Annotated in this window: 26 protein-coding genes; 16 read left to right on the forward strand and 10 right to left on the reverse strand. The window is 68.8% G+C overall.

The genetic code is table 11. The features are described 5' to 3' along the window. The first annotated feature begins 229 nt into the window (after positions 1-229). Complete coding sequence (locus O6P37_RS26135; RefSeq protein ID WP_269896818.1) at positions 230-1,231, forward strand: zinc-binding alcohol dehydrogenase family protein; 1,002 nt, start codon at positions 230-232, stop codon at positions 1,229-1,231. 17 nt (positions 1,232-1,248) lie between these two features. Continuing rightward, positions 1,249-2,067 carry an SDR family NAD(P)-dependent oxidoreductase gene (locus tag O6P37_RS26140; protein WP_269896819.1) on the forward strand — a complete coding sequence of 273 codons (819 nt, stop codon included), beginning with the start codon at positions 1,249-1,251 and terminating at the stop codon, positions 2,065-2,067. Here the strand turns inward: O6P37_RS26140 and O6P37_RS26145 are convergent. Next, the gene (locus O6P37_RS26145; protein ID WP_269896820.1) at positions 2,056-2,613 is read right to left on the reverse strand and encodes a carboxymuconolactone decarboxylase family protein; all 558 of its coding nucleotides are present in this window, start codon (positions 2,611-2,613) and stop codon (positions 2,056-2,058) included. The two genes, O6P37_RS26140 and O6P37_RS26145, sit on opposite strands and share 12 nt — an antisense overlap. After that, on the reverse strand, positions 2,610-4,361 hold the full coding sequence (locus O6P37_RS26150; protein ID WP_269896821.1) for an N-acyl-D-amino-acid deacylase family protein: 1,752 nt from the start codon (positions 4,359-4,361) through the stop codon (positions 2,610-2,612). Before O6P37_RS26150 ends, O6P37_RS26145 begins: the two co-directional genes overlap by 4 nt. A 22-nt stretch (positions 4,362-4,383) precedes the next feature. Between O6P37_RS26150 and O6P37_RS26155 the strand changes: the two genes are divergently transcribed. Beyond that, a complete protein-coding gene (locus tag O6P37_RS26155; RefSeq protein ID WP_264013149.1) occupies positions 4,384-4,773 on the forward strand; it encodes a VOC family protein in 390 nt (129 codons plus the stop codon). Here O6P37_RS26155 and O6P37_RS26160 read toward each other — a convergent pair. Then, positions 4,770-5,231 carry a hypothetical protein gene (locus O6P37_RS26160; RefSeq protein WP_269896822.1) on the reverse strand — a complete coding sequence of 154 codons (462 nt, stop codon included), beginning with the start codon at positions 5,229-5,231 and terminating at the stop codon, positions 4,770-4,772. The two genes, O6P37_RS26155 and O6P37_RS26160, sit on opposite strands and share 4 nt — an antisense overlap. Before the next feature lie 73 nt (positions 5,232-5,304). On the opposite strand from O6P37_RS26160, the gene O6P37_RS26165 reads away from it, so the two are divergent. From O6P37_RS26165 to O6P37_RS26185, 5 genes are all read left to right on the forward strand, one after another. Beyond that, positions 5,305-5,823 carry a mycothiol transferase gene (locus tag O6P37_RS26165; RefSeq protein ID WP_269896823.1) on the forward strand — a complete coding sequence of 173 codons (519 nt, stop codon included), beginning with the start codon at positions 5,305-5,307 and terminating at the stop codon, positions 5,821-5,823. Between the two features lie 7 nt (positions 5,824-5,830). Then, a complete protein-coding gene (locus O6P37_RS26170; RefSeq protein WP_269896824.1) occupies positions 5,831-6,358 on the forward strand; it encodes a phosphatase PAP2 family protein in 528 nt (175 codons plus the stop codon). 53 nt (positions 6,359-6,411) lie between these two features. Then, positions 6,412-7,929 (forward strand): aldehyde dehydrogenase family protein, encoded by a 1,518-nt coding sequence (locus tag O6P37_RS26175; protein ID WP_269896825.1) that lies wholly within the window; start codon positions 6,412-6,414, stop codon positions 7,927-7,929. Positions 7,930-8,004: 75 nt separating this feature from the next. Then, on the forward strand, positions 8,005-8,862 hold the full coding sequence (ppk2, locus tag O6P37_RS26180; RefSeq protein WP_269896826.1) for a polyphosphate kinase 2: 858 nt from the start codon (positions 8,005-8,007) through the stop codon (positions 8,860-8,862). A gap of 40 nt (positions 8,863-8,902) precedes the next feature. Then, positions 8,903-9,772, forward strand: coding sequence for a hypothetical protein (locus tag O6P37_RS26185; RefSeq protein WP_269896827.1), 870 nt, complete (start codon positions 8,903-8,905; stop codon positions 9,770-9,772). Here the strand turns inward: O6P37_RS26185 and O6P37_RS26190 are convergent. The 5 genes from O6P37_RS26190 to O6P37_RS26210 all read right to left on the reverse strand — a co-directional run bounded on the left by O6P37_RS26190 (position 9,752) and on the right by O6P37_RS26210 (position 14,214). Beyond that, positions 9,752-10,648 (reverse strand): crotonase/enoyl-CoA hydratase family protein, encoded by an 897-nt coding sequence (locus O6P37_RS26190; protein ID WP_264013069.1) that lies wholly within the window; start codon positions 10,646-10,648, stop codon positions 9,752-9,754. The genes O6P37_RS26185 and O6P37_RS26190 overlap by 21 nt on opposite strands. Before the next feature lie 31 nt (positions 10,649-10,679). Next, a complete protein-coding gene (locus tag O6P37_RS26195; RefSeq protein WP_269896828.1) occupies positions 10,680-10,916 on the reverse strand; it encodes an anti-sigma factor family protein in 237 nt (78 codons plus the stop codon). Further along, positions 10,913-11,593 carry an RNA polymerase sigma factor gene (locus O6P37_RS26200; RefSeq protein WP_269896829.1) on the reverse strand — a complete coding sequence of 227 codons (681 nt, stop codon included), beginning with the start codon at positions 11,591-11,593 and terminating at the stop codon, positions 10,913-10,915. The genes O6P37_RS26195 and O6P37_RS26200 overlap by 4 nt, the downstream gene beginning before the upstream one ends. Beyond that, entirely contained in the window at positions 11,590-12,108 is a 519-nt protein-coding gene (locus O6P37_RS26205; RefSeq protein WP_269896830.1) for a YkgB family protein, read from the reverse strand. The genes O6P37_RS26200 and O6P37_RS26205 overlap by 4 nt, the downstream gene beginning before the upstream one ends. Before the next feature lie 72 nt (positions 12,109-12,180). Beyond that, the gene (locus tag O6P37_RS26210; RefSeq protein WP_269896831.1) at positions 12,181-14,214 is read right to left on the reverse strand and encodes a prolyl oligopeptidase family serine peptidase; all 2,034 of its coding nucleotides are present in this window, start codon (positions 14,212-14,214) and stop codon (positions 12,181-12,183) included. Between the two features lie 64 nt (positions 14,215-14,278). Between O6P37_RS26210 and adh the strand changes: the two genes are divergently transcribed. The 6 genes from adh to O6P37_RS26240 are packed head-to-tail and all read left to right on the forward strand — an operon-like array spanning position 14,279 to position 18,848. Continuing rightward, positions 14,279-15,802: an aldehyde dehydrogenase gene (gene adh / locus O6P37_RS26215; protein WP_264013075.1), complete on the forward strand. Its 1,524-nt coding sequence runs from the start codon at positions 14,279-14,281 to the stop codon at positions 15,800-15,802. After that, positions 15,799-16,314, forward strand: coding sequence for a DUF779 domain-containing protein (locus O6P37_RS26220; RefSeq protein ID WP_269896938.1), 516 nt, complete (start codon positions 15,799-15,801; stop codon positions 16,312-16,314). Before adh ends, O6P37_RS26220 begins: the two co-directional genes overlap by 4 nt. A 30-nt stretch (positions 16,315-16,344) precedes the next feature. Beyond that, positions 16,345-16,623, forward strand: coding sequence for a putative holin (locus O6P37_RS26225; RefSeq protein WP_269896832.1), 279 nt, complete (start codon positions 16,345-16,347; stop codon positions 16,621-16,623). Continuing rightward, positions 16,616-17,155: a hypothetical protein gene (locus tag O6P37_RS26230; RefSeq protein ID WP_269896833.1), complete on the forward strand. Its 540-nt coding sequence runs from the start codon at positions 16,616-16,618 to the stop codon at positions 17,153-17,155. Before O6P37_RS26225 ends, O6P37_RS26230 begins: the two co-directional genes overlap by 8 nt. 32 nt (positions 17,156-17,187) lie before the next feature. Continuing rightward, positions 17,188-18,582, forward strand: coding sequence for a dihydrolipoyl dehydrogenase (gene lpdA / locus O6P37_RS26235; protein ID WP_269896834.1), 1,395 nt, complete (start codon positions 17,188-17,190; stop codon positions 18,580-18,582). After that, on the forward strand, positions 18,579-18,848 hold the full coding sequence (locus tag O6P37_RS26240) for a hypothetical protein (protein ID WP_269896835.1): 270 nt from the start codon (positions 18,579-18,581) through the stop codon (positions 18,846-18,848). Before lpdA ends, O6P37_RS26240 begins: the two co-directional genes overlap by 4 nt. On the opposite strand, the gene O6P37_RS26245 is transcribed toward O6P37_RS26240, so the two are convergent. Together O6P37_RS26245 and ramB are read right to left on the reverse strand one after the other, a co-directional pair. Next, entirely contained in the window at positions 18,849-19,400 is a 552-nt protein-coding gene (locus O6P37_RS26245) for a carboxymuconolactone decarboxylase family protein (protein ID WP_269896836.1), read from the reverse strand. A 53-nt stretch (positions 19,401-19,453) separates the two neighbouring features. After that, complete coding sequence (gene ramB, locus O6P37_RS26250; RefSeq protein WP_269896837.1) at positions 19,454-20,875, reverse strand: acetate metabolism transcriptional regulator RamB; 1,422 nt, start codon at positions 20,873-20,875, stop codon at positions 19,454-19,456. Positions 20,876-21,036: 161 nt separating this feature from the next. Here ramB and O6P37_RS26255 point away from each other — a divergent pair, with 161 nt between their 5' ends. Then, entirely contained in the window at positions 21,037-21,813 is a 777-nt protein-coding gene (locus tag O6P37_RS26255; protein WP_269896939.1) for an acyl-[acyl-carrier-protein] thioesterase, read from the forward strand. A gap of 267 nt (positions 21,814-22,080) precedes the next feature. Next, entirely contained in the window at positions 22,081-23,367 is a 1,287-nt protein-coding gene (aceA, locus tag O6P37_RS26260) for an isocitrate lyase (protein WP_264013083.1), read from the forward strand. The last annotated feature ends 16 nt before the right edge of the window (positions 23,368-23,383 follow it).

Here is a 23,383-nt window from a genome sequence, read left to right on the forward strand (position 1 = left end):
GCGGCGGGTGAACAGTTCGGCCATGGCGGCGTGTTTGCGTGCGCAGGCGGCGGCTTCGATGCGTGCCCAGCCGGTGATCGCCTCGCAGACCTCGGCATCGGCCGACTCGGGCAGCGCGTCCATCTCCGGCGGCAACTCTTCGAACATGTGTTCGATTATAGCCGGCACCCCCGACAAGTAACCGAAACAGCGGGGATGGTCTCGGACACCGCTGACGTTGTCGACTGTCATGACCACGATGCGTGCGATCGGCTCATTCGCCGGCGGCCCCGTCGACGACCCAAGGACCCTGCAGGACGTCACCGTCGACATCCCGGAACTCCGCCCCCGCGACATCCTGGTCCGCGTACTCGCGGTGTCCGTCAACCCGGCCGACGTCAAGCAGCGCGCCGTCGTCCCGGAGTCGGCCACGCCCACCATCCTCGGCTACGACGCGGCAGGCATCGTCGAATCCGTTGGGCCGCAGGTTGAGTCGCTTGCGGTCGGGGACGAGGTCTGGTACGCCGGCGACCTCACCAGACCAGGGACCAACGCAGAGTTCCAGGCCGTCGACGAACGGATCGTCTCCCGCAAGCCGAGCGGCCTGTCCTTCGGCGACGCGGCCGCCCTGCCGCTGACCACCATCACCGCATGGGAGTCATTGTTCGACCGCTTCGGCCTGACGAAGGAGTCGACCGGTGACCTCCTTGTGCTCGGCGCCGCAGGTGGTGTCGGCTCGATCATGATCCAGCTTGCCAAGGCGCTGACCGGTGTGCGGGTGATCGGCACCGCCAGCCGTGACGAATCCCGGGAGTGGGCGACGAGCATGGGCGCCGATGTCGTGGTCAATCACCACAATCTGCGCGAGGAGACGCTCGCCGTCGCCCCTGACGGCGTCGACTTCCTGTTCTCGCCCCACTCGGCAGGCAACATCGACACCTACGCCGACATCGTGACGCCGTTCGGGCACATCACCGCGATCGACGAGCCGCCGGGCCTGGACCTCCTCGCGTTGAAGAAGAAGAGCATCGCGTGGCACTGGGAGCTGATGTTCACCCGAGCGATGTACGAGACGCCGGACATGATCGAGCAGCAGCGCCTGCTCGCCGCCACCGCCGACCTCGTCGACCGGGGCGTCCTGCGCACCACCGTCACCAAGACCATCGACGACTTCTCGTCGACCGGATTGAAGGAAGCCCACCGCGACGTCGAATCGGGCCGGGTCACCGGCAAGATCGTCATCACCCGCTGAGAGTTAGGTTGAACCCCATGCCACTACCGCAGCCGTCACCGACCACCACCGCCGTCGTCACCGGAGCATCGTCGGGGATCGGAGCCGACCTGGCCCGCGAACTCGTCGAACGCGGACACGGCGTCACGCTGGTCGCACGCCGCGAAGACCGCCTGCGCGAGCTGGCCGCCGAGCTCGGCGACCGCGTGCGGGTCGAGGTGATCGCCTGCGACGTCGCCGATCCCGACGCGCGTGCGGCACTGTTCGACGAGATCGAGCGACGCGGCCTGACGGTGGACGTACTCGTCAACAACGCGGGGATCGGCACCATCGGCCCGGTCGCCGAGTCGAGCGTCGCCGACGAGATCGCCCAGGTCCGCGTCAACGTCGAGGCCGTCATCGACCTCACCACCCGCGCGGTGCAGCAGATGGTGCCGCGTGGCCGGGGCGCGATCCTCAACGTCGGCTCCACGGCCGGGTTCCAGCCGTTCCCGGGCCAGGCCGGCTACGCAGGCACGAAGGCCTTCGTGAAGACCTACACCGACGGCCTGCGCGGCGAGCTGGCAGGCACGGGCGTCACCGTCGCGGCCCTGCATCCTGGCCCGGTACGCACCGGGTTCCTCGAGGCCGCCGGCGTCGACGAGCGCGAATTCGCCAACGCATTCCCGAAGTTCATGTGGATGCCGTCACGGGCCGTCGCGAAAACGGGCATCGAGGCGCTCGAAGGCGGCGGCGGCAGCGTCATCCCCGGCCTGCCGAGCCAGATCAGCACCCGGCTGTTCCAGCTGCTGCCGCACCGCGTGCTGCTGCCCCTGGTCGCCAAACAGCATCCCGGGCTGAAGAATTCACGCCGCTGACAGCGGCCAGGGTCGCATCCAGCCCTCCACCGGCAGCGCAAGGCCGTTGCACAGTGTGCACACCGTGCGGTACCAGCCGACGGCGATCAGCAGCTCCATCCGTTGTTCGTCGTCGAGCTCGCCGCCGAGCGCGTCCCAGGTGTCCGACGTCCATGACCCGGTGCGTTCCAGCTCGTCGATCGCCTCGATCAGGATGCGTTCGGCCGCAGTCCAATCCGCGGGTGCACCGGTGACCAACGCGTCGCACTCTTCGTCGCTCACCCTGGCCAGCGGCCCCCAGAACGCGGCTTGGCCGCCCCACTCGTAGGCGCATCCGACGAGTGCGCAGATGCGCAGGATCGCGATGGTGCGCACCCGCGCAGGCAGCCGGGCGTCCACGTACAGCGACTCGCCCATCTTGCGCAGCCGGTGTGCCAGCTTCGGGTGGCGCTGCAGGCAACGCACCAGCAGCAGTGGTTCGTAGGTGCGGTCCGGGTGGCCCCAGCTGTGGATCTCGGCGGCGTCGGCCTCGCTCCACGGCGGCGCCAGCGGCTGGACGCGACTCATGCGACGGGCGCCGGCCGTCGGCCCCGGACCAGCCGCCCGGGCCGGGCCGCTGTGGGCGCACCGTGCTCGGCGATCACCTCACCCGACACCACGGTCGCGACGTACCCGTCGGCGCGCTGGTCCAGCCGCCGCCCGCCCGCGGGCAGGTCGTGGGCCACCACGGGCTTGTGCAGCCGCAGTGCGTCGGGGTCGATGACGTTCAGGTCGGCTTTGTAGCCGACCGCGATGCGGCCCCGGTCGGCGAGGCCGGCGACCCGCGCGGGCGCGGACGTCAGCTCCCGCACCGCGTCGGCGACCGACAGCCGGCCCGCCGCGCGATCACGCACCCAGTGCGTCAGCATGTACGTCGGAAAGCTTGCGTCGCAGATCATTCCGTAGTGCGCGCCGCCGTCGCCGAGGCCGAGCACTACATCGTCGCGGCGGATCAGGTCGGCCACCGTGTCCAGCGAGCCGTCCCGGAAGTTGGCGAGCGTGACCAGCAGCATGGCGTGCCCGCCGTCGTCGAGAACCCGGTCGTAGGCCTCCTCGAGCGGGGTCACGCCGCGCGCTCGTGCCCTGGCGGCGATGCTGTCCGACCGGTCGGGTTCGTAGTTCGGCGGGTCGCCCAGGGGGAACATCCACTCGAACGCCTGCGCGGCGAACATCAGCGGGTGCCCGTCGCCGGCCGCGGTGTCGTTCAGGATGCGTTCGCGCACTTCGGGTCTGCGCATCTCGGCGACCCGTTCGGCCAGCGGCAGGCCCGCCAGTTCGCGGTAGCTCGGGTAGAGCACGAAGGGATGACCCGACAGTTCGAGGCCGAGCACCAGGCCGATCGGCCGCGGGAACACCTGGGCGCTGATGTCACCGCCGGCGGCATTAGCCTTCTCCACCATGGTGAGCGCGTCGACGAAGAACGGGTCACCGGCGTTGCCGATCGCCAGGGTGAAGGTGACGGGCAGGCCGACGTCCTCGGCCACGTCGAAGACGGTCCGGAGCGCGGGCTCGTAGTCACCGGCGACGAGGTCGGGCACGAACTGGATCAGCCCGCCTCCGCCGTCGTGGACGCCACGGGCGATCGCGTCGAACTCCGCGTACGCCGCGCCGAAACTCGGTATGGGCTGGCCACTTTCACTCTTGTGCAGGGTCAGCTGCGACGACGCGAAGCCCAGTGCGCCGACCTGGACGGCCTCGGCGGCGAGCTTGCGCATCATCGCCAGGTCCTCTTGGGTGGCCGGTTCGCGCTCGACGCCGCGCCGGCCCATCACGTAGACGCGCAGCGGCGAGTGCGGCAGGAAGGCGGCGACGTCGATGTCGCGCTGTCGCGAATCCAGGGCGTCGAGGAACTCGGGGAAGGTCTCCCACGTCCACGGCAGGCCGTCGACCATGACCACGCCCGGGATGTCCTCAACGCCCGCCATCACGTCGACCAGCACGTCGTGGTCCTCCGGCCGGCACGGCGCGAAGCCGACCCCGCAGTTGCCCATCACCGCGGTGGTCACGCCGTGCGCCGACGACGGCGTCATCCGGTCCGACCAGATGGCCTGTCCGTCGTAGTGGGTGTGCAGGTCGACGAATCCCGGCGTGACCAGCAGGCCGGTGGCGTCGATCTCCCGGGCGCCGGTCCCGTCGACGGCGCCCACCGCGGCGATGGCGCCGTCGGACACCGCGACGTCTGCCGTGAACGGCTCACCGCCGAGGCCGTCGACGACGGTGCCGTTGCGAATGACGAGATTGAATGTCGCGCTCCGCGCTCCGGCCTCATATGTCATGGCACGAATGTACGGTGACGGGGTGATCGATCACTTCGGAATCAACTGCGCTGACTTCGACAGGTCAAAAGAGTTCTACGACAAGGTGCTCCACGTCCTGGGTTACAGCAGGCAGATGGACTTCGGCGTGGCCGTCGGCTACGGCGCCGAGGGGCATCCGCACTTCTGGATCGCTGACATGAACGCCGGCGAGGTGCCCGGGCCCAACCGGGAGATGCACGTCGCGTTCGCCGCGAAGGACCCCGAGAGCGTGCAGGCGTTCTTCCGCACCGCGCTGGCGCTGGGTGTGGAACCTCTGCACGAGCCGAGACTGTGGCCGGAGTACCACGAGAACTACTACGGGGCGTTCGTCCGCGATCCCGACGGCAACAACGTCGAGGCGGTCTTCCACGGCGGCGGCCCCAAGGGTTAGTGCGGCGGAATCGTCACCGCGCGGCGTCCCCGCGACAGCAGCGCCATGAAGACGATCCAGCACGCCACCGCCGCCACGGCGAGCCACTTCGCGAGTTCGAAGCCGACCGTCAGCAGCTCGCCGCTCCAGCCGATGGCCCTGGTCAGGACCGACTGCTCGGCGTTGTTGTCCGCCACATCGGGCATCACCGCGCCGATGACGAGCAGCAGCAGCCACAGCAGCAGTTGCACCACGATCTGAGCGGTCGTCAGCCGGCCGTGCCGGCGGGTGTGCCGCAACGCCGACCACGTCGACATCGACAGCGCGATCACGAGCAAGGGAACCACCGTGAACGCCGATATCAGTGCGATCAGACCCACCGTCCCGCCGAACACCGCGCGACCCACCCAGACCCACAGGATCATCGCGATGTTCATCGGGATCATCGCGGCCACAACGACTCTGCTCAGCGCTGCCACCGACCGATCGTAAGCGCCCCGGCGGCCCGCTTCGGGCGGCAGTTCCGACGGGCTCACGGGTACGTTGAGACCCATGGCTGACTCTGACGCGACCGCGGCCCGCGAACTGCTGCGTGACTCGTTCACCCGGCTCATCGAGCACGTCGACGCGATCGCCGACGAGCTGTCCGACGAGGTAGCGCTCTACCGGCCGGCTCCGACCGCCAACACCATCGCCTGGCTGCTGTGGCACAGCGCCCGCGTGCAGGACGCACAGCTGTGCGACGTCGCCGGGGTCGAGGAGGTGTGGACGCGCGACGGCTGGGTCGACCGGTTCGGCCTCGACCTCCCGCGCGACGACACCGGGTACGGCCACGGTGCGGACGACGTCGACAAGGTCCGGGCGTCCGCCGATCTGCTCGCCGGCTACTACCACGCTGTGCACAAGGTGACGCTCGAGTACATCGCGTCGGTGACGCCGGAGGACCTGAGCAGGATCGTCGACGAGCGGTGGGACCCACCGGTCACCGCGAGCGCGCGACTGGTCAGCATCGTCGACGACTGCGCCCAGCACCTGGGGCAGGCGGCGTACGTGCAGGGCATCGCCGGCTGAGGTGTCGATGACAAGAGCGGCCGGATGGTGGCCGCCGGTCGCGATCGCGGCGATGGTGCTGCTCGGCGTCGCCGTCGGCACCGGGACCACCGGTCTCGACGCCTGGTTCTCCGACCGCGACTTCCCGCGGTGGTGGCGGGTGGTGGTGGACTGGCGGGTGCTGCTCGCCGTGCTGGCCGCGATATTCGCCGTCGCGCTGTGGCGCGGACGGTGGCGGCTGGCGATCGCCGCAGTGGTCTGTCCGCCGCTGGGCATCGCGGTGGTCTGGACCGTCAAGCCGTTGTTCGGCCGCCTGAGCGGCGGCGCCCTGGCGTATCCCAGCGGTCACGTGACGACGCTCGTGGTGGTGTCGGGCCTGGTGGTGCTGGCTGCAGGGAGCCGGTTGTGGGTGCTGGCACTTGCCGCGCTGGCCGTGGCGGTCGGCATGCTGGCCGTCGGATCGACCTTCCACTACTTCACCGACACGGTCGGGGCGCTGCTGCTCGGCACGGCGATCGTGACGCTGGCCGGCCGCGCGCTCCGGCACCCCACTTGACAGGTGTCAACCCCACTGCGATCTGCGTCACAGCAGGCGGTTAGCATGGGGACATGACTGCTACGCCTGACGTGGACGCGGCCGAGACCGGCACCATCCGCAACCCCGCGACCGGCGCCGTCGCCGGCACCGTGCGCTGGACGGACCCCACCGACGTGCCGCGCATCGCGACCGGCCTGCGGGCCGCGCAGCGCGACTGGGAGGCCCGCGGCGCCAAAGGCCGCGCGAAGGTCCTCGCCCGCTACGCCGTGTGGCTGGGTGAGCACCGCGACGAGATCGAAGAGCTGCTGATCAAGGAGACCGGCAAGTCCGCGGTCGACGCGGCGCAGGAGGTGCCGCTGCTGATCATGATCGCCTCGTACTACATCAAGACCATGGAGAAGGCGCTGGCGCCGGAGAGCCGGCCTGCGTCGCTGCCGTTCCTGTCGATCAAGAAGGTCACGGTGCACTACCGGCCCCGTCCGGTCGTCGGCATCATCGCGCCGTGGAACTACCCGGTGGCCAACCTGCTGATGGACGGCATCGCCGCGCTGGCCGCCGGATGCGCGGTGCTGCTCAAGCCGTCGGAGCGGACACCGCTGACGGCCGAGCTGTTGCTGCGCGGCTGGCTGGACTCCGGGGCGCCCGAGGTGATGGCGATCGTGCAGGGCGCCCGCGAGGCCGTCGAGGCCGTGGTCGACAACTCCGACTACATCCAGTTCACCGGGTCCAGCGCCACCGGCGCGAAGGTGATGGAGCGCGCCGCGCGCCGGCTCACCCCGGTCAGCCTGGAGCTGGGCGGCAAGGACCCGATGATCGTGCTCGAGGACGCCGACGTCGACCTGGCCGCACACGCCGCCGTCTGGGGCGCGATGTTCAACGCCGGCCAGACATGTGTGTCGGTGGAACGGGTGTACGTCCTCGACGCGATCTACCAGCAGTTCGTCGACGCCGTCGTGCGCGCCGTCGAAGACCTCAAGATGGGCGCGGGCGACGGGTACGACGTCGGCGCCCAGATCGACCAGAGCCAGGTCGCCGTCACCGAGCGCCACGTCGAGGACGCCAAGGCCAAGGGCGCCCGCGCGCTGACGGGCGGCGAACGGCCCGCCGGTGAAGGCAGCTTCTACCCGCCGACGGTGCTCGTCGACGTCGACCACTCCATGATGTGCATGACCGAGGAGACCTTCGGCCCGACCCTGCCGATCATGAAGGTGTCCAGCGTCGAGGAGGCGGTGCGCCTCGCCAACGACAGCCCATACGGCTTGAGCGCCTCGGTGTTCTCCAAGGACGTCGAACGCGGCAAAGCCGTTGCGCTGCAACTCGATTGCGGCGCAGTCAACGTCAACGACGTGATATCCAACCTGATGTGCACCACGGCCCCGATGGGCGGATGGAAGACCTCGGGCATCGGCGCCCGGTTCGGCGGCGCCGACGGGCTGCGCAAGTTCTGCCGTCAGGAGGCCGTGGTGGCGCCGCGCACCAGCGTCGGCGCCGGCGGCAACTACTACAACCAGTCCCAGAAGGCGCTCAAGCGGATGAACACGATGATGACGAAGATGGCGCTCATCCGCCCCCGCCGCGAAGCCCGCTAGCGTCCGCGGCGGCGTCCACCGCCAGTTCACTTCGGCGTCACCTTCGCGTACCGGCGAGCCGTTACGTTCGGCGCCGTGACCCTGCTGACCGACGGCTACACCGTCCGCGACGATGACGACGACGATCCGGTGCTGCTCGTGCAGCCGAGCGGCGACCCCGTCGACACGTGGCGGGAGAACTACCCGTACGACGAGCGGATGAGCCGCGAGGAGTACGAGCAGCAGAAGCGGTTGCTGCAGATCGAACTGCTCAAGCTGCAGAAGTGGAGCCAGGCCAACGGTCTCCGGCACGTCATCGTGTTCGAGGGTCGCGACGCGGCGGGCAAGGGCGGCACCATCAAGCGCTTCATGGAGCACCTGAACCCGCGCGGCGCCCGCGTGGTGGCGCTGGAGAAGCCGACCGAACGCGAACAGACGCAGTGGTACTTCCAGCGCTACGTTCCCCATCTGCCCGCCGCCGGGGAGATGGTGCTGTTCGACCGGTCCTGGTACAACCGCGCAGGCGTCGAGCGCGTGATGGGTTACTGCTCACCCGAGCAACACGCCGAGTTCATCCGGCAGGCACCGCTTTTCGAGCAGATGCTGGTCAACGACGGCATCAGCCTGACCAAGCTGTGGTTCTCGGTCACCCAGAGCGAGCAGCTCACCCGGTTCACCATCCGGCAGGTGGACCCGGTGCGGCAGTGGAAGCTGTCCCCGACGGACCTGGCGTCGCTGGACAAGTGGGACGACTACACGCAGGCCAAAGAGGACATGTTCGCGCTGACGGACACCGAGTTCGCACCCTGGATCGTGGTCAAGAGCAACGACAAGAAGCGCGCCCGGATCAACGCCATGCGGCACGTGCTCGGTAAGTTCGACTACGACAACAAGGACCACGAGGTGGTCGGCCGCGCGGATCCGCTGATCGTGGGACGGGCGCTGACGGACTGAAACCCCGCGCGGTCCTTCACCGACGTGGGGAGGCCCGGGCGTGCGATTCGTCATGACGGTGCTGCTGTGGCTCGTCACGACGGCAGCCCTTGCGGTGGCGGTGCCGACGGCGTGGGCCCAGACGACCGTCGTCAGCGAGGACGGCTACGCCGAATTCGCCGCGTCGGCCGCCGAGGACCCGGCGCTGCAGCAGGCGGTCGCCGCCGAGTTGACCACCCAGATCCTCGACCTCGCCGGCGACAACGGTTACGGCGGGCTCAACCCCGCCCTGGTGCGCCAGGTCGCCACCTCTTACACCGGTAACGCCGGCTTCCCCGGCCAGTTCGCGCAGGCCAACCGCATCGCGCACCGTTACGTGTTCACCGACTCCGCGCAGCCCGGCGACCAGCAGAACCAATGGCTGATCGACGTCGCGCCGATGCTGTCGGACACGTCGTTCCGCGCGACGCTGGGCGACCTCAACCTCGGCGTGCCCGAGACGCTCGAGGTGCCGATCACCGTCCCGTCCGCCGAGCTGCGGCCCGGCAAGCTGCGGCCGCTGGCCACCTGGACGCCGTGGGCCGCCGTCGGCTCGGCCGTGCTGGCCGGGGTGTTCGCGCTGCTGACCCTGGCCGCCGCTCGGTCTCGCGGCAAAGCCGTTGCCGCACTGGGAGTATCGGCACTGCTGGTGGGCGCTGCGGGCTGGGCCGGGCTGGAGGTCGCCCGCGGGCGCATCGACGGCGCACTCGGCAACACCACCGGCGACATCCGCCTGATCGCCGACGCGATGGTCGGCCACGCCGAGGACAGCCTGCACCACTGGTTCAACCTGACCCTGGCCGCCGGCGGCGCGCTGGTGCTGGTCGGTGCGCTGGTGGCGATGCTCGGCGGGTTGCGCCGCGAACGGCGCTCAGGGTTCGATCACGTGTGACGGATCCGGCCTGCGCTCCGGCGGCGCCTGGCTGTAGTCGCCCCACGGGCCGTCGCGACGCTCGACCGCGGCCCGCACGCCCTCCCTGGACGCGGTGTCGATGAAGTCGAGCGCGTCCGGGGTGTTGCGCATCAGCCCGTCGAGGATGCCGCCGAGCGTCTGGGTGGACGCCAGGCCCATGTTCTCGTAGGCCTGGTTGACGATGAGCTTCTGCGCCTGCAACTGCGACAGCGGGATTCTGGCGAGCCGCCCGGCGATCTCGGCGACACGGGCCTCGAGCCGCTCGAACGGCACCGCCTCGTTGATCAGTTCCACGTCCGCGGCCTCCCGGCCGGTGAGCGGCTCTCCGGTCAGCGAATGCCACTTCACCTTCGCCAGGCTCAGCCGGTAGAGCCACATCCCGGTGAGGTACGCGCCCCACATCCGGCTGTACGGGGTGCCGATGACGGCGTCCTCGCTGGCGATGACGAGGTCGGCGCACAGCGCGTAGTCACTCGCACCGCCCACACACCAGCCGTGCACCTGGGCGATCACCGGCTTGGACGCCCGCCAGATCGCCATGAACTTCTGCGTCGGACCCGTCTCGCGGGCGCTGACCATCGCGAAGTCCTTACCCGGGTCCCACCGGCCGTCGGTGTTCATCGCCTCGCCCCACTGACCGAAGCCGCCGCCGAAGTCGTAGCCGCCGGAGAACGCCCTGCCCGCGCCGCGCAGCACGATCACCTTGACCGCCGGGTCGCGTTCGGCCAGGCCGACGGCGGCCTCGATCTCGTCGGGCATCGGCGGCACGATCGTGTTGAGCTGGTCGGGGCGGTTCAGCGTGATCGTGGCGATCGGCGCTGCGACCGTGTAGAGCAGGGTCTCGAAGTCGGGCATGGCTGCAGTTTGGCAGGGGAGCGCGCCTGACTCACCGCCAGTCGCGGAACGCGCCGAGCAGCCGGTCACGGAACGCCGGTTCGATCGCGTCGTCGCCGATCCGGCCAAGGGTGTCGACGGTGGTGCGGAACTGCTGCAGGTAGTGGTCGCAGCCGTCGCACTCGACCAGATGCACGTCGAAGCGCGCCCGGGTGTCGGGGTCCAGCGAGCCGTCGAGGTACGCGGTCACCAGTTCGACGAGTTCGTTGCAGTCCATGTCTCCGGTCATCGCTGGTCCCTACCGTCTTTGTCTTGCACGTCTTGGTCTTGCACGTCGTTGTCTTGCACGTAGTCTTCGAGCGCCTGCCGGACCGCCGCACGGCCGCGGTGCAGGAGCACCCGTTGATTGCCGGTCGTGATGCCGAGCAGTTCACTCACCTCGGCCGAGTCGAGGTCGAGCAGGTCGCGCATCGTGACCACCTGCCGCTGCCGCTCCGGCAGCTTGTCCAGTTCGCGCCGGGCGACCGCCACGAGTTCGTCGCCGAGCACCGAGCCCTCCGGGGTGTCGGGGAAGGGCGCGGGTGCGGCGTCGGCCCGCCAGTGCCCCGGCCACTCGTCACCGGCGTCGCGGAACCGTGCCGGATCGACGGTGCCCTCGGTGAACGCCATGATCTGCAGGTCGCTGTCGCGTCGCTCGCGGACCGCCCTGGACTTGGCGATGTTGATCAGCACCGTGAACAGCCAGGTGCGCACCGACGATCGCCCCTCGAATCCCGCGATGCCCTTCAGCAGGGCGATCCACGTCTCCTGCACCACGTCCTCGGCCTGCTCGTGGGTGTGCACGTAGCCGCGCGCCACCCGCAGCATCGCCGGGGTGTGCTGGTCCACCAGTAGCGCGAAGGCGGCCTCGTCGCCACCCCGAAGGGAGGCGACGAGCGCCGCTTCATCGCCGGTGGCGGTGGTCATCTCGTCGTGAGGGTAGCTCCACGGCGGTCCGTTTCGGCCGACTTCAGCGCATCGGCCAGCGTCCACACCGAGACGGCGATCAGCACAACGTCTTTGATCAGGAATCCGCCGCTGAGGGTGAGCATCGGGAAGCCGCCCTCCCCCGCCGCGAAGGCGTCGGGCAGGGTGACCAGGAAGCTGATCGTGGCGACGAACAGGCCGATGGCGATCACGCTGCCGAGGGCCGATGCGCGGGGCCACAGCGGCTTGACCGCCAGCAGCACCGCGGCGGTCACCTCGACGACGCCGAGCAGCGCCGAGAACGTCGTGACCGAGAAGATGTCGTACACCCAGCTCATCAGCGGGCTGCTGGCGACGAGCGGTTCGATGCCCTTGGCCTCGTAGGTGGTGAACTTCATCAGTCCGAGCCAGCCGATGACGAGGACGAGGCTGTAGCGGATCAACACCGCTCCGGCTCGCTCGAGTCCGGCTCCGGTGAGGAAGCTCCTGACGCTGTGGTCGTGGATGGTGGTCATGTGCGGCTCCTGACGTGAATGGCGGATCGGTTATACGACTGAGTGCCGCCTGACCCGCCATCCGTTACACCGCTACGTGCTCAACTTCCGGTGCAGGAATTCGTAGATCAACGCCGACCGGAACGCGGCCTGCGAATTGTCGGCCGCGCCGCCGTGGCCGCCCTCGATGTTCTCGTAGTACTGCACCGGCTGGCCGGCCGCCTCGAGCGCCGCGGTCATCTTGCGGGCGTGCCCGGGGTGCACCCGGTCGTCACGGGTCGACGTGGTGATCAGCACCGGCGGGTACCGTCGGTCGGCCGAGATGTTTTGGTAGGGCGAGTATTCCGAGATGAACGCCCAGTCTTCGGCGTTGTCCGGGTCGCCGTACTCGGCCATCCAGGAAGCGCCCGCCAGCAGCAGGTGGAACCGCTTCATGTCGAGCAGTGGCACGCTGCAGACCAGGGCGCCGAACAACTCCGGGTACTTCGTCAGCATCACGCCCATCAGCAGGCCGCCGTTGCTGCCGCCCTGGGCGCCCAGTTGCTCGACCGTCGTCACGCCGCGGGCCACCAGGTCGGCCGCCACCGCCGCGAAGTCCTCGTACACGAGGTGGCGTCCCTCGCGCATCGCCTGCGTGTGCCAGCCCGGGCCGTACTCGCCGCCGCCGCGGATGTTGGCCAGCACGTAGGTGGCCCCGCGGGACAGCCACAGCCGGCCGAGCACCCCGTCGTAGCCCGGTGTGCGGGACACCTCGAAGCCGCCGTACCCGCCGAGCAGCACCGGTCCCGGCGCCTGGCTGTGCCGGTGCCCGACGACGAAGTAGGGCACCCGGGTGCCGTCCGCCGAGGTGGCGAAGTGCTGGCTGACCTCGAGGTCGGCGGCGTCGAAGAACGACGGCGCCCGCTTGATCTCGGTCGGCGCTCCGCCCGCGGTGCCGTGCAACAGCCGCGACGGCGTGTCGAATCCGCTGGAGTCCAGGAAGATCTCGTCACCGTCGCGGTCGGCCGCCACCACCACGGTGTTGGTGTTCTCCGGGATCCCCGGCACCGGTTCGGCGGCCCAGGTGCCCGGCGTCACCACCTGCACCCGGCTCGCCACGTCGGCCAGCGTCACGAGCAGCAACCGGTCCCGGGTCCACGTGTAGTGGTGCAGGCAGGTGTGCTCGTCCGGTTCGAACACCACCTGCAGTTGTGCTGTGCCACCCAGGAATTGCTCGTAGTCGGCGGCCAGCAACGAGCCGGCGCGGTACTCGGCGCCGCCGGTGTTCCAGTCGGTCCGCAGCTCGATGAGCAGCCATTCGCGGTGCGCCGAGACCGTGGCGTCGGTGGGTGCGTCGAGCCGGATCAGCTCGTCGCCGCGCATTTCGTGGACCTCGTCGTTGTAGAAGTCGACCGCCCGGCGCAGCATGGTGCGCTCGAATCCCGGTGTGCGATCGGTGTATGCGGCCACCACGACGTCGCTGGGCTCGCCGCTGAACAGCGTCTCGGCGTCGGCCAACGGCTGCCCGCGGCGCCACCGTTTCACCAGCCTCGGGTAACCCGAGTCGGTCAGCGAACCGTCGCCGAAGTCGGTGCCGACCAGCACGGTGTCCTGGTCGACCCAGTCGATCTGGGTCTTCGCCTCCGGCAGCTCGAATCCGCCGTCGACGAACTGCCTTGTCCGCATGTCGAACTCGCGGACGATAGCGGCATCCGACCCACCTCGGGAGAGGCTCACCAGGGCCAGGGTGCGCTCGGGTTCGATGACGTCGGCGCCCGCCCACACCCAGTTCTCGTCGTCGGCGCGCGCCAGCTCGTCGACGTCGATGACGACGTCCCAGTCGGGGTTCTCGCCGCGGTAGCTGTCCAGGGTGGTGCGCCGCCACAGCCCGCGCGGGTTGGCCGCGTCGCGCCAGAAGTTGTACAGGTACTCACCGCGGCGCCGCACGTAAGGGATGCGGGCATCGGTGTCGAGCACCTCGAGCGCCTCGGCCCGCATCTGTTCGAAGCGGTCCCCGGCCAGGCCGGCGAGAGTGGGCTCGTTGTGCGCCCGCACCCAGTTCAACGCGTCGTCGCCGGTGATGTCCTCGAGCCACAGATGGGGATCGGCTGTCGTGGTCTCGTCGCGCGAGCGGTCTTCAGGAGCCATGGAATTCATTGTGGCGGCGAGCGTACTGTGACCTCAGTTACACCGCTGATCGAGGGAGGCACCCATGACCACCTACGCCCGCCCAGGCACCGCCGACGCGCTGATGTCGTTCGAGTCGCGATACGCCAACTTCATCGGCGGCGAGTGGGTGGCGCCGGCCGGCGGGGAGTACTTCGAGAACCCGACGCCCGTCACCGGGCAGGGGTTCTGCGAGATCCCGCGCTCCACCGAGGCCGACATCGAGAAGGCCCTCGACGCCGCGCACGCCGCCGCGCCGGCCTGGGGCAAGACGTCGCCCGCCGAGCGCGCGGTGATCCTGAACAAGATCGCCGACCGCATCGAGGCGAACCTGGAGTCGCTGGCGCTGGCCGAGTCGTGGGACAACGGCAAGCCGATCCGCGAGACGCTCAACGCCGACATCCCGCTCGCCGTCGACCACTTCCGCTACTTCGCCGGCGCGATCCGTGCCCAGGAGGGGTCGCTGTCCCAGATCGACGACGACACCGTCGCCTACCACTTTCACGAACCGCTCGGCGTCGTCGGCCAGATCATCCCGTGGAACTTCCCGATCCTGATGGCCACCTGGAAGCTGGCGCCCGCCCTGGCCGCGGGCAACGCCGTCGTGCTCAAGCCCGCCGAGCAGACCCCGGCGTCGATCCTCTACCTGATGTCGCTGATCGGCGACCTGCTGCCCGCGGGCGTGCTCAACGTCGTCAACGGTTTCGGCTTCGAGGCGGGCAAGCCGCTGGCGTCGTCGAACAGGATCGCCAAGATCGCCTTCACCGGCGAGACCACCACCGGGCGGCTGATCATGCAGTACGCGTCGCAGAACCTCATCCCGGTGACGCTGGAGCTGGGCGGCAAGAGCCCGAACATCTTCTTCTCCGACGTGATGGCCGCCGCCGACGACTACCAGGACAAGGCGCTCGAGGGCTTCACGATGTTCGCGCTCAACCAGGGCGAGGTGTGCACCTGCCCGTCGCGCAGCCTGGTGCAGGCCGACATCTACGACGAGTTCCTCGAGCTGGCCGCGATCCGGACCAAGGCCGTCCGCCAGGGCGACCCGCTGGACACCGAGACGATGATCGGCAGCCAGGCCTCCAACGATCAGCTGGAGAAGATCCTGTCCTACATCGAGATCGGCCGCTCCGAAGGCGCCCGGGTGGTCACCGGCGGCGAGCGCGCCGACCTCGGCGGCGACCTCAACGGCGGCTACTATGTGCAGCCCACGATCTTCGCCGGCGACAACGCCATGCGGATCTTCCAGGAGGAGATCTTCGGCCCCGTGGTGGCGGTGACGTCGTTCGACGGCTACGACGACGCCATCCGCATCGCCAACGACACCCTCTACGGCCTGGGCGCGGGAGTGTGGAGCCGCGACGGCAACACCGCCTACCGCGCCGGGCGCGACATCAAGGCCGGCCGGGTGTGGACGAACTGCTATCACGTCTATCCCGCGCACGCGGCGTTCGGCGGCTACAAGCAGTCCGGCATCGGCCGGGAGAACCACAAGATGATGCTCGACCACTACCAGCAGACCAAGAACCTTCTGGTGTCCTACAGCGACAAGGCCCAGGGGTTCTTCTGACGAGCGTCCGCCCGCACAGGGCGCTCATCACACGTGCCGCCGCCGACCTGCTCGAGACGCTGCAGGCCCGCCACGGCGCGCTGATGTTCCACCAGTCCGGCGGCTGCTGCGACGGCTCCTCGCCGATGTGCTACCCCGACGGCGACTTCATCGTCGGCGACCGCGACGTCCTGCTCGCCGTGCTCGACGTCGGTGAGGCGGGGGTTCCGGTCTGGATCTCGGGGCCGCAGTTCGACACGTGGAAGCACACCCAGCTGGTGATCGACGTGGTGCCGGGCCGCGGCGGCGGCTTCAGCCTCGAGGCGCCGGAGGGCAAGCGGTTCCTCAGCCGGGGCAGGGCCTTCACCGACGAGGAGAACGCCGCGCTCGCCGCGGATCCGCCGCTCACCGGCGCCCGCTACGAGGCGGGGGAACGCCCGCAGCCGCACGGCACCCACGTCGTGGCCGAGACCGGCCGTGTCGAATCGGATGCATGTCCGTTACCTGGGCGCGCCGCGCCGGTTGAGGGCTGACACGGTTCTCGGCCCTTATCGTTTTCAATCGTGATCCCGCTTCCCAGGGCCTGGCTGTTGACCGGCGCGATGCTGGTCGGCGCCGCGGTGGGGCTGCTCGCCGGCGTGACGACGATCCTGCTCGTCGACACCAGCGTTCGGCCCGACGTGGTGATCGGCCTGGTGGTCGGCGTACCGGGAACGATCGGCATGCTGGCCATCCTGCTGTCGGCCCAGCGCTGGGTGACGACGCTGGGCGCGTTCGTCGTCGCGATCGCGCCCGGGTGGTTCGGAGTCCTGACATTGACCCAGGTGGTGAGCGGTGCCTGAGAAGACAGAAGAGAAGACCAGCGACAACACCTCGCCGTACCTGCCGACCTTCGACACCGGCAGCTTCGAGGCACTGCGCGACCCGGTCAAGCCCCGTGCCGCCGAACCCGAACCGGTGCTCGCGCCCTCACCCGACTACGCACCGCCCGTCGCGTTCGAGGACGTGCCGTCCGAGCCGATGCCCGAACAGGTGGCCGCTGCCCAGCCGCTCGTCGTGCCGGGGTCCTACCAGTTCGTCAAGCGGTGGATGTTCGCGCTCGTCGTGGCGGGAGTATGGGTGGTCGCGGCCGGGATCGGCGCAGGCCTGTACCAGTGGTGGTACACCGACCCCGACCTGACCAAGCGGTGGCCGGTCTTCGCGGTGCTGGTGTACCTGGTGGCGTGCACGGTGGCGGCGCTGCTGGCGGCGATGGTCGCGCACCGGCCGAAGGTGTCGGCGATGGCGATCGGGCTGATATCGGCGCCGCTGGCGTCGACGGCCGCCGCGGCCGTGCTCTACGGCGCCTACGTGTTCGGCTGGATCGCCCGGTAGCGCGCGCCCTCGGGCCCACTAGGCTGGTGGGCGTGACCCACTATGACGTCGTCGTCCTCGGAGCCGGTCCCGGCGGGTACGTCGCGGCCATCCGCGCCGCCCAACTCGGGCTGAACACCGCCGTTGTCGAACCCAAATACTGGGGCGGGGTGTGCCTCAACGTCGGCTGCATCCCGTCGAAAGCGTTGCTGCGCAACGCCGAACTGTCCCACATCTTCACCAAGGAAGCCAAGACCTTCGGCATCAGCGGGGAGGCGACGTTCGATTACGGCGTCGCCTACGACCGCAGCCGCAAGGTCGCCGACGGCCGCGTCACCGGTGTGCACTTCCTGATGAAGAAGAACAAGATCACCGAGATCCAGGGCTACGGGAAGTTCAAGGACGACCACACGCTGTCGGTCGACCTCAACGACGGCGGCACCGAAGAGGTCACGTTCGACAACGTCATCATCGCCACCGGCGCGCACACCAAGCTGGTGCCCGGCACGAAGCTGTCGGAGAACGTCGTCACCTACGAAGAGCAGATCATGGAGCGTGAGCTGCCGAAGTCGATCGTCATCGCAGGCGCGGGGGCGATCGGCATGGAGTTCGCCTACGTGATGAAGAACTACGGCACCGACGTCACCATCGTCGAGTTCCTGCCGCGGGCGCTGCCCAACGAGGACGCCGACGTCTCCAAGGAGATCGAGAAGCAGTTCAAGAAGCTCGGCGTCAAGATCCTCACCGGCACCAAGGTCGAGTCGATCGACGACGACGGCAAAGAGGTCACCGTCACCGTCAGCAAGGACGGCAAGTCGCAGGAGATCAAGGCCGAGAAGGTGCTGCAGGCCATCGGATTCGTCCCGAACGTCGAGGGCTACGACCTCGATAAGGCCGGGGTGGAACTCACCGAGCGCGGCGGCATCGGCATCGACGACTACATGCGCACCAACAAGCCGCACGTCTACGCGATCGGCGACGTGACGGGCAAGCTGCAGCTGGCCCACGTCGCCGAGGCGATGGGCGTGGTCGCGGCCGAGACCATCGCCGGCGCGGAGACGCTGCCGCTGGGCGACTACCGGATGATGCCGCGCGCCACGTTCTGTCAGCCGCAGGTGGCCAGCTTCGGGCTCACCGAGGAGCAGGCCCGCGACGAGGGCTACGACGTCGTCGTCGCGAAGTTCCCGTTCACCGCGAACGCCAAGGCGCACGGCATGGGCGACCCGAGCGGCTTCGTCAAGCTGATCGCGGACGCGAAATACGGCGAGCTGATCGGCGGGCACCTCATCGGCCACGACGTGTCCGAACTGCTGCCCGAGCTCACGCTGGCGCAGAAGTGGGACCTGACGGCCACCGAGCTCGCCCGCAACGTGCACACCCACCCGACGATGTCGGAGGCGCTGCAGGAGTGCTTCCACGGCCTCACCGGCCACATGATCAACTTTTGAGAAACGAGCTCGTCGCCGGCATCGGCGGATTGGTGATCGGGCACGTCCTGTGGCTGATCGGCATCTCGCTGGCCACCGGCACCCCCGACATCAGCTTCTGGGTGCTGCTGGTGGCGGCGGTCTCACTGCTGCTCGGCGTCGCGGCGGGGGTGCTGGGATGGCGCCACTACCAGCGCAAGTCGCACGTGTGGGCGGCATTCCTGTGGTGCCTGCCCGCGGCGCCCGTGCTGTTCTCGATCATCGTGCTCGGCGTGACCTACCTGTAGTCAGTCCGGGAAGTCGAGCGGCACCTGCAACGTGCTGATGGTCGCCGCCAGGCCGTCGTATTGCGCTGCGAGCATGCAGAATTCGATCAGCTGCTGCTCGGTCAGGTGCTTCGCCAGCGCCTTCCACGTCTCCGGGGAGACGCCGCGGGTGACGACGAACTCGTCGGTGGCGGTGATCAGCACCCGTTGCCGGTCGGTGAGGCCGTCGGCGTCCGGGCCTGCGAAGATCCGGGCCTGCGTCTCGGCGTCCACCCCACGGCTACGGGCCAGCCTGCGGTGCTGCTGCAGCTCGTACTCGCAGTCGCGCAGGTGGCCGACCCGCAGGATCACCGTCTCGGCGTCCCGGCGGGTGAGCTTGCCGAGGGGGCCGAGCAGGACGCCGCTGTAGGGCAGCCATGCCAGGAACAGCAGCCGGTGCCGGCCCAGGACGTTGAAGAGGCTGAATCGCGGGGCACGGATCGAGCGGGCGCCCGCCTTGGCGATGGCCCAGTTGAGCGGACCCAGTTCGCGGAATCCGCCGGGCTCGATGCGCGCAGGCTCTACTGAACTCACCCCATCGAGTCTGGCACAGGTGGGCCCCGAAAGGCCCGGGCACCGGTGACGGATCAGGTCTGCTTGACCAGATACGGCGACACGGTCGAGCGGTGCTCATCGAGGTCCAGCGCCCGGCCGAGGGCGGGGAAGGCGCGCTGCGGGCAGTTGTCCCGTTCGCACACCCGGCATCCCGCACCGATCGGGGTCGCCACCGAGGCATCGCCGGACAGGTCGAGCCCCTCGGAGTAGACGAGCCGGTGGGCGTGCCTCAGCTCGCATCCCAGCCCGATGGCGAACGTCTTGCCGGGCTGCCCGTAGCGCGCCGCGCGCCGTTCCACCGTGCGGGCCACCCACATGTAGTCCCGCCCGTCGGGCATCTGTGCGATCTGCACCAGGATCTTGCCCGGGTTGGCGAACGTCTCGTAGACGTTCCACAGCGGGCAGGTGCCGCCGCTGGAGGAGAAGTGGAATCCGGTGGCGGACTGGCGTTTCGACATGTTGCCTGCCCTGTCCACCCGAACGAACGACAGCGGGACGCCGCGCATCGACGGCCGCTGCAGCGTCGACAGCCGATGCGCGATGGTCTCGTAGCTGACCGCGTAGAAGGCCGACAGCCGTTCGACGTCGTAGCGGAAGTTCTCCGCCACGTGGTGAAATTGCTGATACGGCAACACCGTCGCCGCGGCGAAGTAGTTGGCGAGCCCGAGGCGGGCCAGCGTGCGGGACTCGTCGCTGGTGAACGTGCCCTCCTCGACGAGCCTGTCGATGAGATCGCCGAACTCCAGGAAGCCGAGTTCGGCGGCCAGCTTGAACACCACCTGACCCGACGAGAGGTGCCCGCCGATCTCCAGGGTCTTCGTCGCGGGATCGAAGCGGTGCATGACGTTCTCACCGAGGTCGTTGCGCCGGACGATGCGGACCCCGTGCACCGCGGTCAGGCGGTCGGACAGCTCGCGGGCCAGTTCCGCGCGGTGCATGCGCAGCCGGATGGTGAGGTCCTCGGCGGCGGTGTCCAGCTCGTGCAGGTAGTTCTGCCGGTCGTAGAAGTAGTCGCGCACCTCTTCGTGCGGCATCGTGATCGAGCCCGAACCGCTGCCGTCTGCGAACCGCTCCTCCGTCACCGCGGCGAGCTGCGCCGTCGTGAGCCGGTAGCGCCGGTGCAGGTTCACCATGGCGCGGGCGAGCGTGGGATGCGCGGCGACGACGTCGGCGATCTCCGCGACGTCGACCTCGACGCCGAGGTCGCGGTCCATCGTCAGCTCTCGCAGTTCGGCGACGAGCCGGGTGTCGTCCTGCGAGGCGAAGAAGGTCGCGTCGACGCCGAAGACCTCGGTGATCCGCAGCAGCACGGCGACGGTCAGCGGGCGGACGTCGTGCTCGATCTGGTTCAGGTAACTCGGCGAGATGTCGAGCTTCTGCGCAAGGGCGGCCTGGCTGTAGCCCCGTTCGCTGCGCAGCTGCCGCACGCGCGAGCCGACGAAGGTCTTGGCCATCTGACCAGCGTAACAACGTGCGAAGAAGCGCTTCGCAGCGTTCGCACGGGCAGCCGCTGTGGCAGGATCGGGGCGCCTGGCATGATTCGGTTGGGCAACGATCTGGGAGGACGAACGTGAGCGGCACGCAGGCAGCTGCCGGCGCCGGCTTGGCAAAGACGATGATGCCGGTGCCCGACCCGCATCCCGACGTGTTCGACACCGGATGGCCCCTGCGCGTCGCCGACGTCGACCGCGCCGGCCGCCTGAAATTCGACGCCGCGACGCGTCACATCCAGGACATCGGCTCCGACCACCTCCGCGAACTGGGCTTCGAGGAGACCCATCCGCTGTGGATCGTGCGCCGCACCATGATCGACCTGATCCGGCCCATCGAGTTCCAGGACATGATGCGGTTGCGCCGCTGGTGTTCGGGCACGTCGAACCGGTGGTGCGAGATGCGGGTGCGCATCGACGGCCGCAAGGGCGGGCTGATGGAGTCCGAGGCGTTCTGGATCAACATCAATCGCGAGACCCAGGGTCCGGCGCGCATCTCCGACGACTTCATCGCGGGGCTGCAGCGAACCACCGATGTGAACCGGCTGCGCTGGAAGGCCTACCTCAGCGCGGGTGCCCGTGAGGACGCCGCCGATATCCGCGAGTACCCGGTGCGCGTCTCGGACATCGACATCTTCGACCACATGAACAACTCGGTGTACTGGTCGGTGGTCGAGGACTACCTGGGCAGCCACCCCGAACTGCTGCAGAAGCCGCTGCGCGCCACCATCGAGCACGACCTGCCGGTGGCCCTCGGCGACAAACTGGAGATCATCTCGCACGTGCACCCGCCCGGTTCGACCGACAAGTTCGGCGCCGAGCTGACGGATCGCACTGTTACAACGCTCACATATGCGGTCGGCGACGAGACGAAAGCCGTCGCATCACTCTTCACGCTCTGATCATCACGGTTTAACAGTACGGGCGTACTGACCAGCGAAAACGGGTTACCGATCAGTAGCTTCTGAACCGGTACAGCTGCCGAACCTCTTCGCAATCTTCACAAGTTAGCCGGGGGTGTTGGCGAAACTTGGCAAGCGAAACGGGTGGACCTGCAGTTATACCTTGGGGCATCCTCGTAGGAGCACAGCCGCGAAGTCGTTCGAGTGTTAGCAAGCCGGGAAAGTCGGCCACACCGCAGCGATTCAGTACTCACGAAGGAGCAGTCGATGTCGACCGTTGGCACCCCGAAATCGCCCGAACAGATCAAGCAGGACTGGGACACCAACCCCCGGTGGAAGGGCATCACCCGCGAGTACAGCGCCGAGGACGTCGTCGCGCTGCAGGGCAGTGTCGTCGAGGAGAACACCCTCGCCCGCCGCGGCGCCGAGGTGCTGTGGAGCCAGCTGCACGACCTCGAGTACGTCAACGCCCTCGGCGCCCTGACCGGCAACATGGCCGTCCAGCAGGTTCGCGCCGGGCTGAAGGCCATCTACCTCTCGGGGTGGCAGGTCGCCGGTGACGCCAACCTGTCCGGCCACACCTACCCCGACCAGAGCCTCTACCCGGCCAACTCGGTGCCGCAGGTGGTCCGCCGCATCAACAATGCGCTGATGCGCGCCGACCAGATCGCCAAGGTCGAGGGCGACACCTCGATCGAGAACTGGCTGGCCCCGATCGTCGCCGACGGCGAGGCCGGCTTCGGTGGCGCGCTGAACGTCTACGAGCTGCAGAAGGCCATGATCGCCGCCGGTGTCGCCGGTTCACACTGGGAGGACCAGCTGGCGTCGGAGAAGAAGTGCGGCCACCTCGGTGGCAAGGTGCTGATCCCCACCCAGCAGCACATCCGCACCCTGACGTCGGCCCGCCTGGCCGCCGACGTGGCCGACGTGCCGACCCTGGTCATCGCCCGCACCGACGCCGAGGCGGCCACGCTGATCACCTCCGACGTCGACGAGCGCGATCAGCCGTTCATCACCGGTGAGCGGACCAAGGAAGGCTTCTACCGGGTCAAGAACGGCCTGGAGCCCTGTATCGCCCGCGCCAAGGCCTACGCCCCGTACTCCGACCTGATCTGGATGGAGACCGGCACGCCGGACCTCGAGCTGGCCCGCAAGTTCGCCGAGGGCGTCAAGTCGGAGTTCCCCGACCAGATGCTGTCGTACAACTGCTCGCCGTCGTTCAACTGGAAGAAGCACCTGGACGACTCGACCATCGCGAAGTTCCAGAAGGAGCTCGGCGCGATGGGCTTCAAGTTCCAGTTCATCACCCTCGCGGGCTTCCACGCCCTGAACTACTCGATGTTCGATCTGGCCTACGGCTACGCCCGCAACCAGATGAGCGCGTACGTCGAGCTGCAGGAGCGCGAGTTCGCCGCCGAGGAGCGGGGCTACACCGCGACGAAGCACCAGCGCGAGGTCGGCGCCGGCTACTTCGACCGGATCGCCACCACCGTGGACCCGACCAGCTCGACCACGGCGCTGACCGGCTCGACCGAAGAGGGCCAGTTCCACTAGAAGTCAGTTGATAGCG

Source organism: Mycobacterium hippophais (genome assembly GCF_027529605.1).
In the GTDB taxonomy this organism is placed as follows: domain Bacteria; phylum Actinomycetota; class Actinomycetes; order Mycobacteriales; family Mycobacteriaceae; genus Mycobacterium; species Mycobacterium arseniciresistens.

Coding starts and splice junctions, on each gene's coding strand:
- O6P37_RS26135 (WP_269896818.1), top strand. CDS start 230: ATGACCACGATGCGTGCGATCGGCTCATTCGCCGGCGGCCCCGTCGAC.
- O6P37_RS26140 (WP_269896819.1), top strand. CDS start 1,249: ATGCCACTACCGCAGCCGTCACCGACCACCACCGCCGTCGTCACCGGA.
- O6P37_RS26145 (WP_269896820.1), bottom strand. CDS start 2,613: ATGAGTCGCGTCCAGCCGCTGGCGCCGCCGTGGAGCGAGGCCGACGCC.
- O6P37_RS26150 (WP_269896821.1), bottom strand. CDS start 4,361: ATGACATATGAGGCCGGAGCGCGGAGCGCGACATTCAATCTCGTCATT.
- O6P37_RS26165 (WP_269896823.1), top strand. CDS start 5,305: ATGGCTGACTCTGACGCGACCGCGGCCCGCGAACTGCTGCGTGACTCG.
- O6P37_RS26170 (WP_269896824.1), top strand. CDS start 5,831: ATGACAAGAGCGGCCGGATGGTGGCCGCCGGTCGCGATCGCGGCGATG.
- O6P37_RS26175 (WP_269896825.1), top strand. CDS start 6,412: ATGACTGCTACGCCTGACGTGGACGCGGCCGAGACCGGCACCATCCGC.
- O6P37_RS26190 (WP_264013069.1), bottom strand. CDS start 10,648: ATGCCCGACTTCGAGACCCTGCTCTACACGGTCGCAGCGCCGATCGCC.
- O6P37_RS26195 (WP_269896828.1), bottom strand. CDS start 10,916: ATGACCGGAGACATGGACTGCAACGAACTCGTCGAACTGGTGACCGCG.
- O6P37_RS26200 (WP_269896829.1), bottom strand. CDS start 11,593: ATGACCACCGCCACCGGCGATGAAGCGGCGCTCGTCGCCTCCCTTCGG.
- O6P37_RS26205 (WP_269896830.1), bottom strand. CDS start 12,108: ATGACCACCATCCACGACCACAGCGTCAGGAGCTTCCTCACCGGAGCC.
- O6P37_RS26210 (WP_269896831.1), bottom strand. CDS start 14,214: ATGGCTCCTGAAGACCGCTCGCGCGACGAGACCACGACAGCCGATCCC.
- adh (WP_264013075.1), top strand. CDS start 14,279: ATGACCACCTACGCCCGCCCAGGCACCGCCGACGCGCTGATGTCGTTC.
- ramB (WP_269896837.1), bottom strand. CDS start 20,875: ATGGCCAAGACCTTCGTCGGCTCGCGCGTGCGGCAGCTGCGCAGCGAA.
- O6P37_RS26255 (WP_269896939.1), top strand. CDS start 21,037: ATGATGCCGGTGCCCGACCCGCATCCCGACGTGTTCGACACCGGATGG.
- aceA (WP_264013083.1), top strand. CDS start 22,081: ATGTCGACCGTTGGCACCCCGAAATCGCCCGAACAGATCAAGCAGGAC.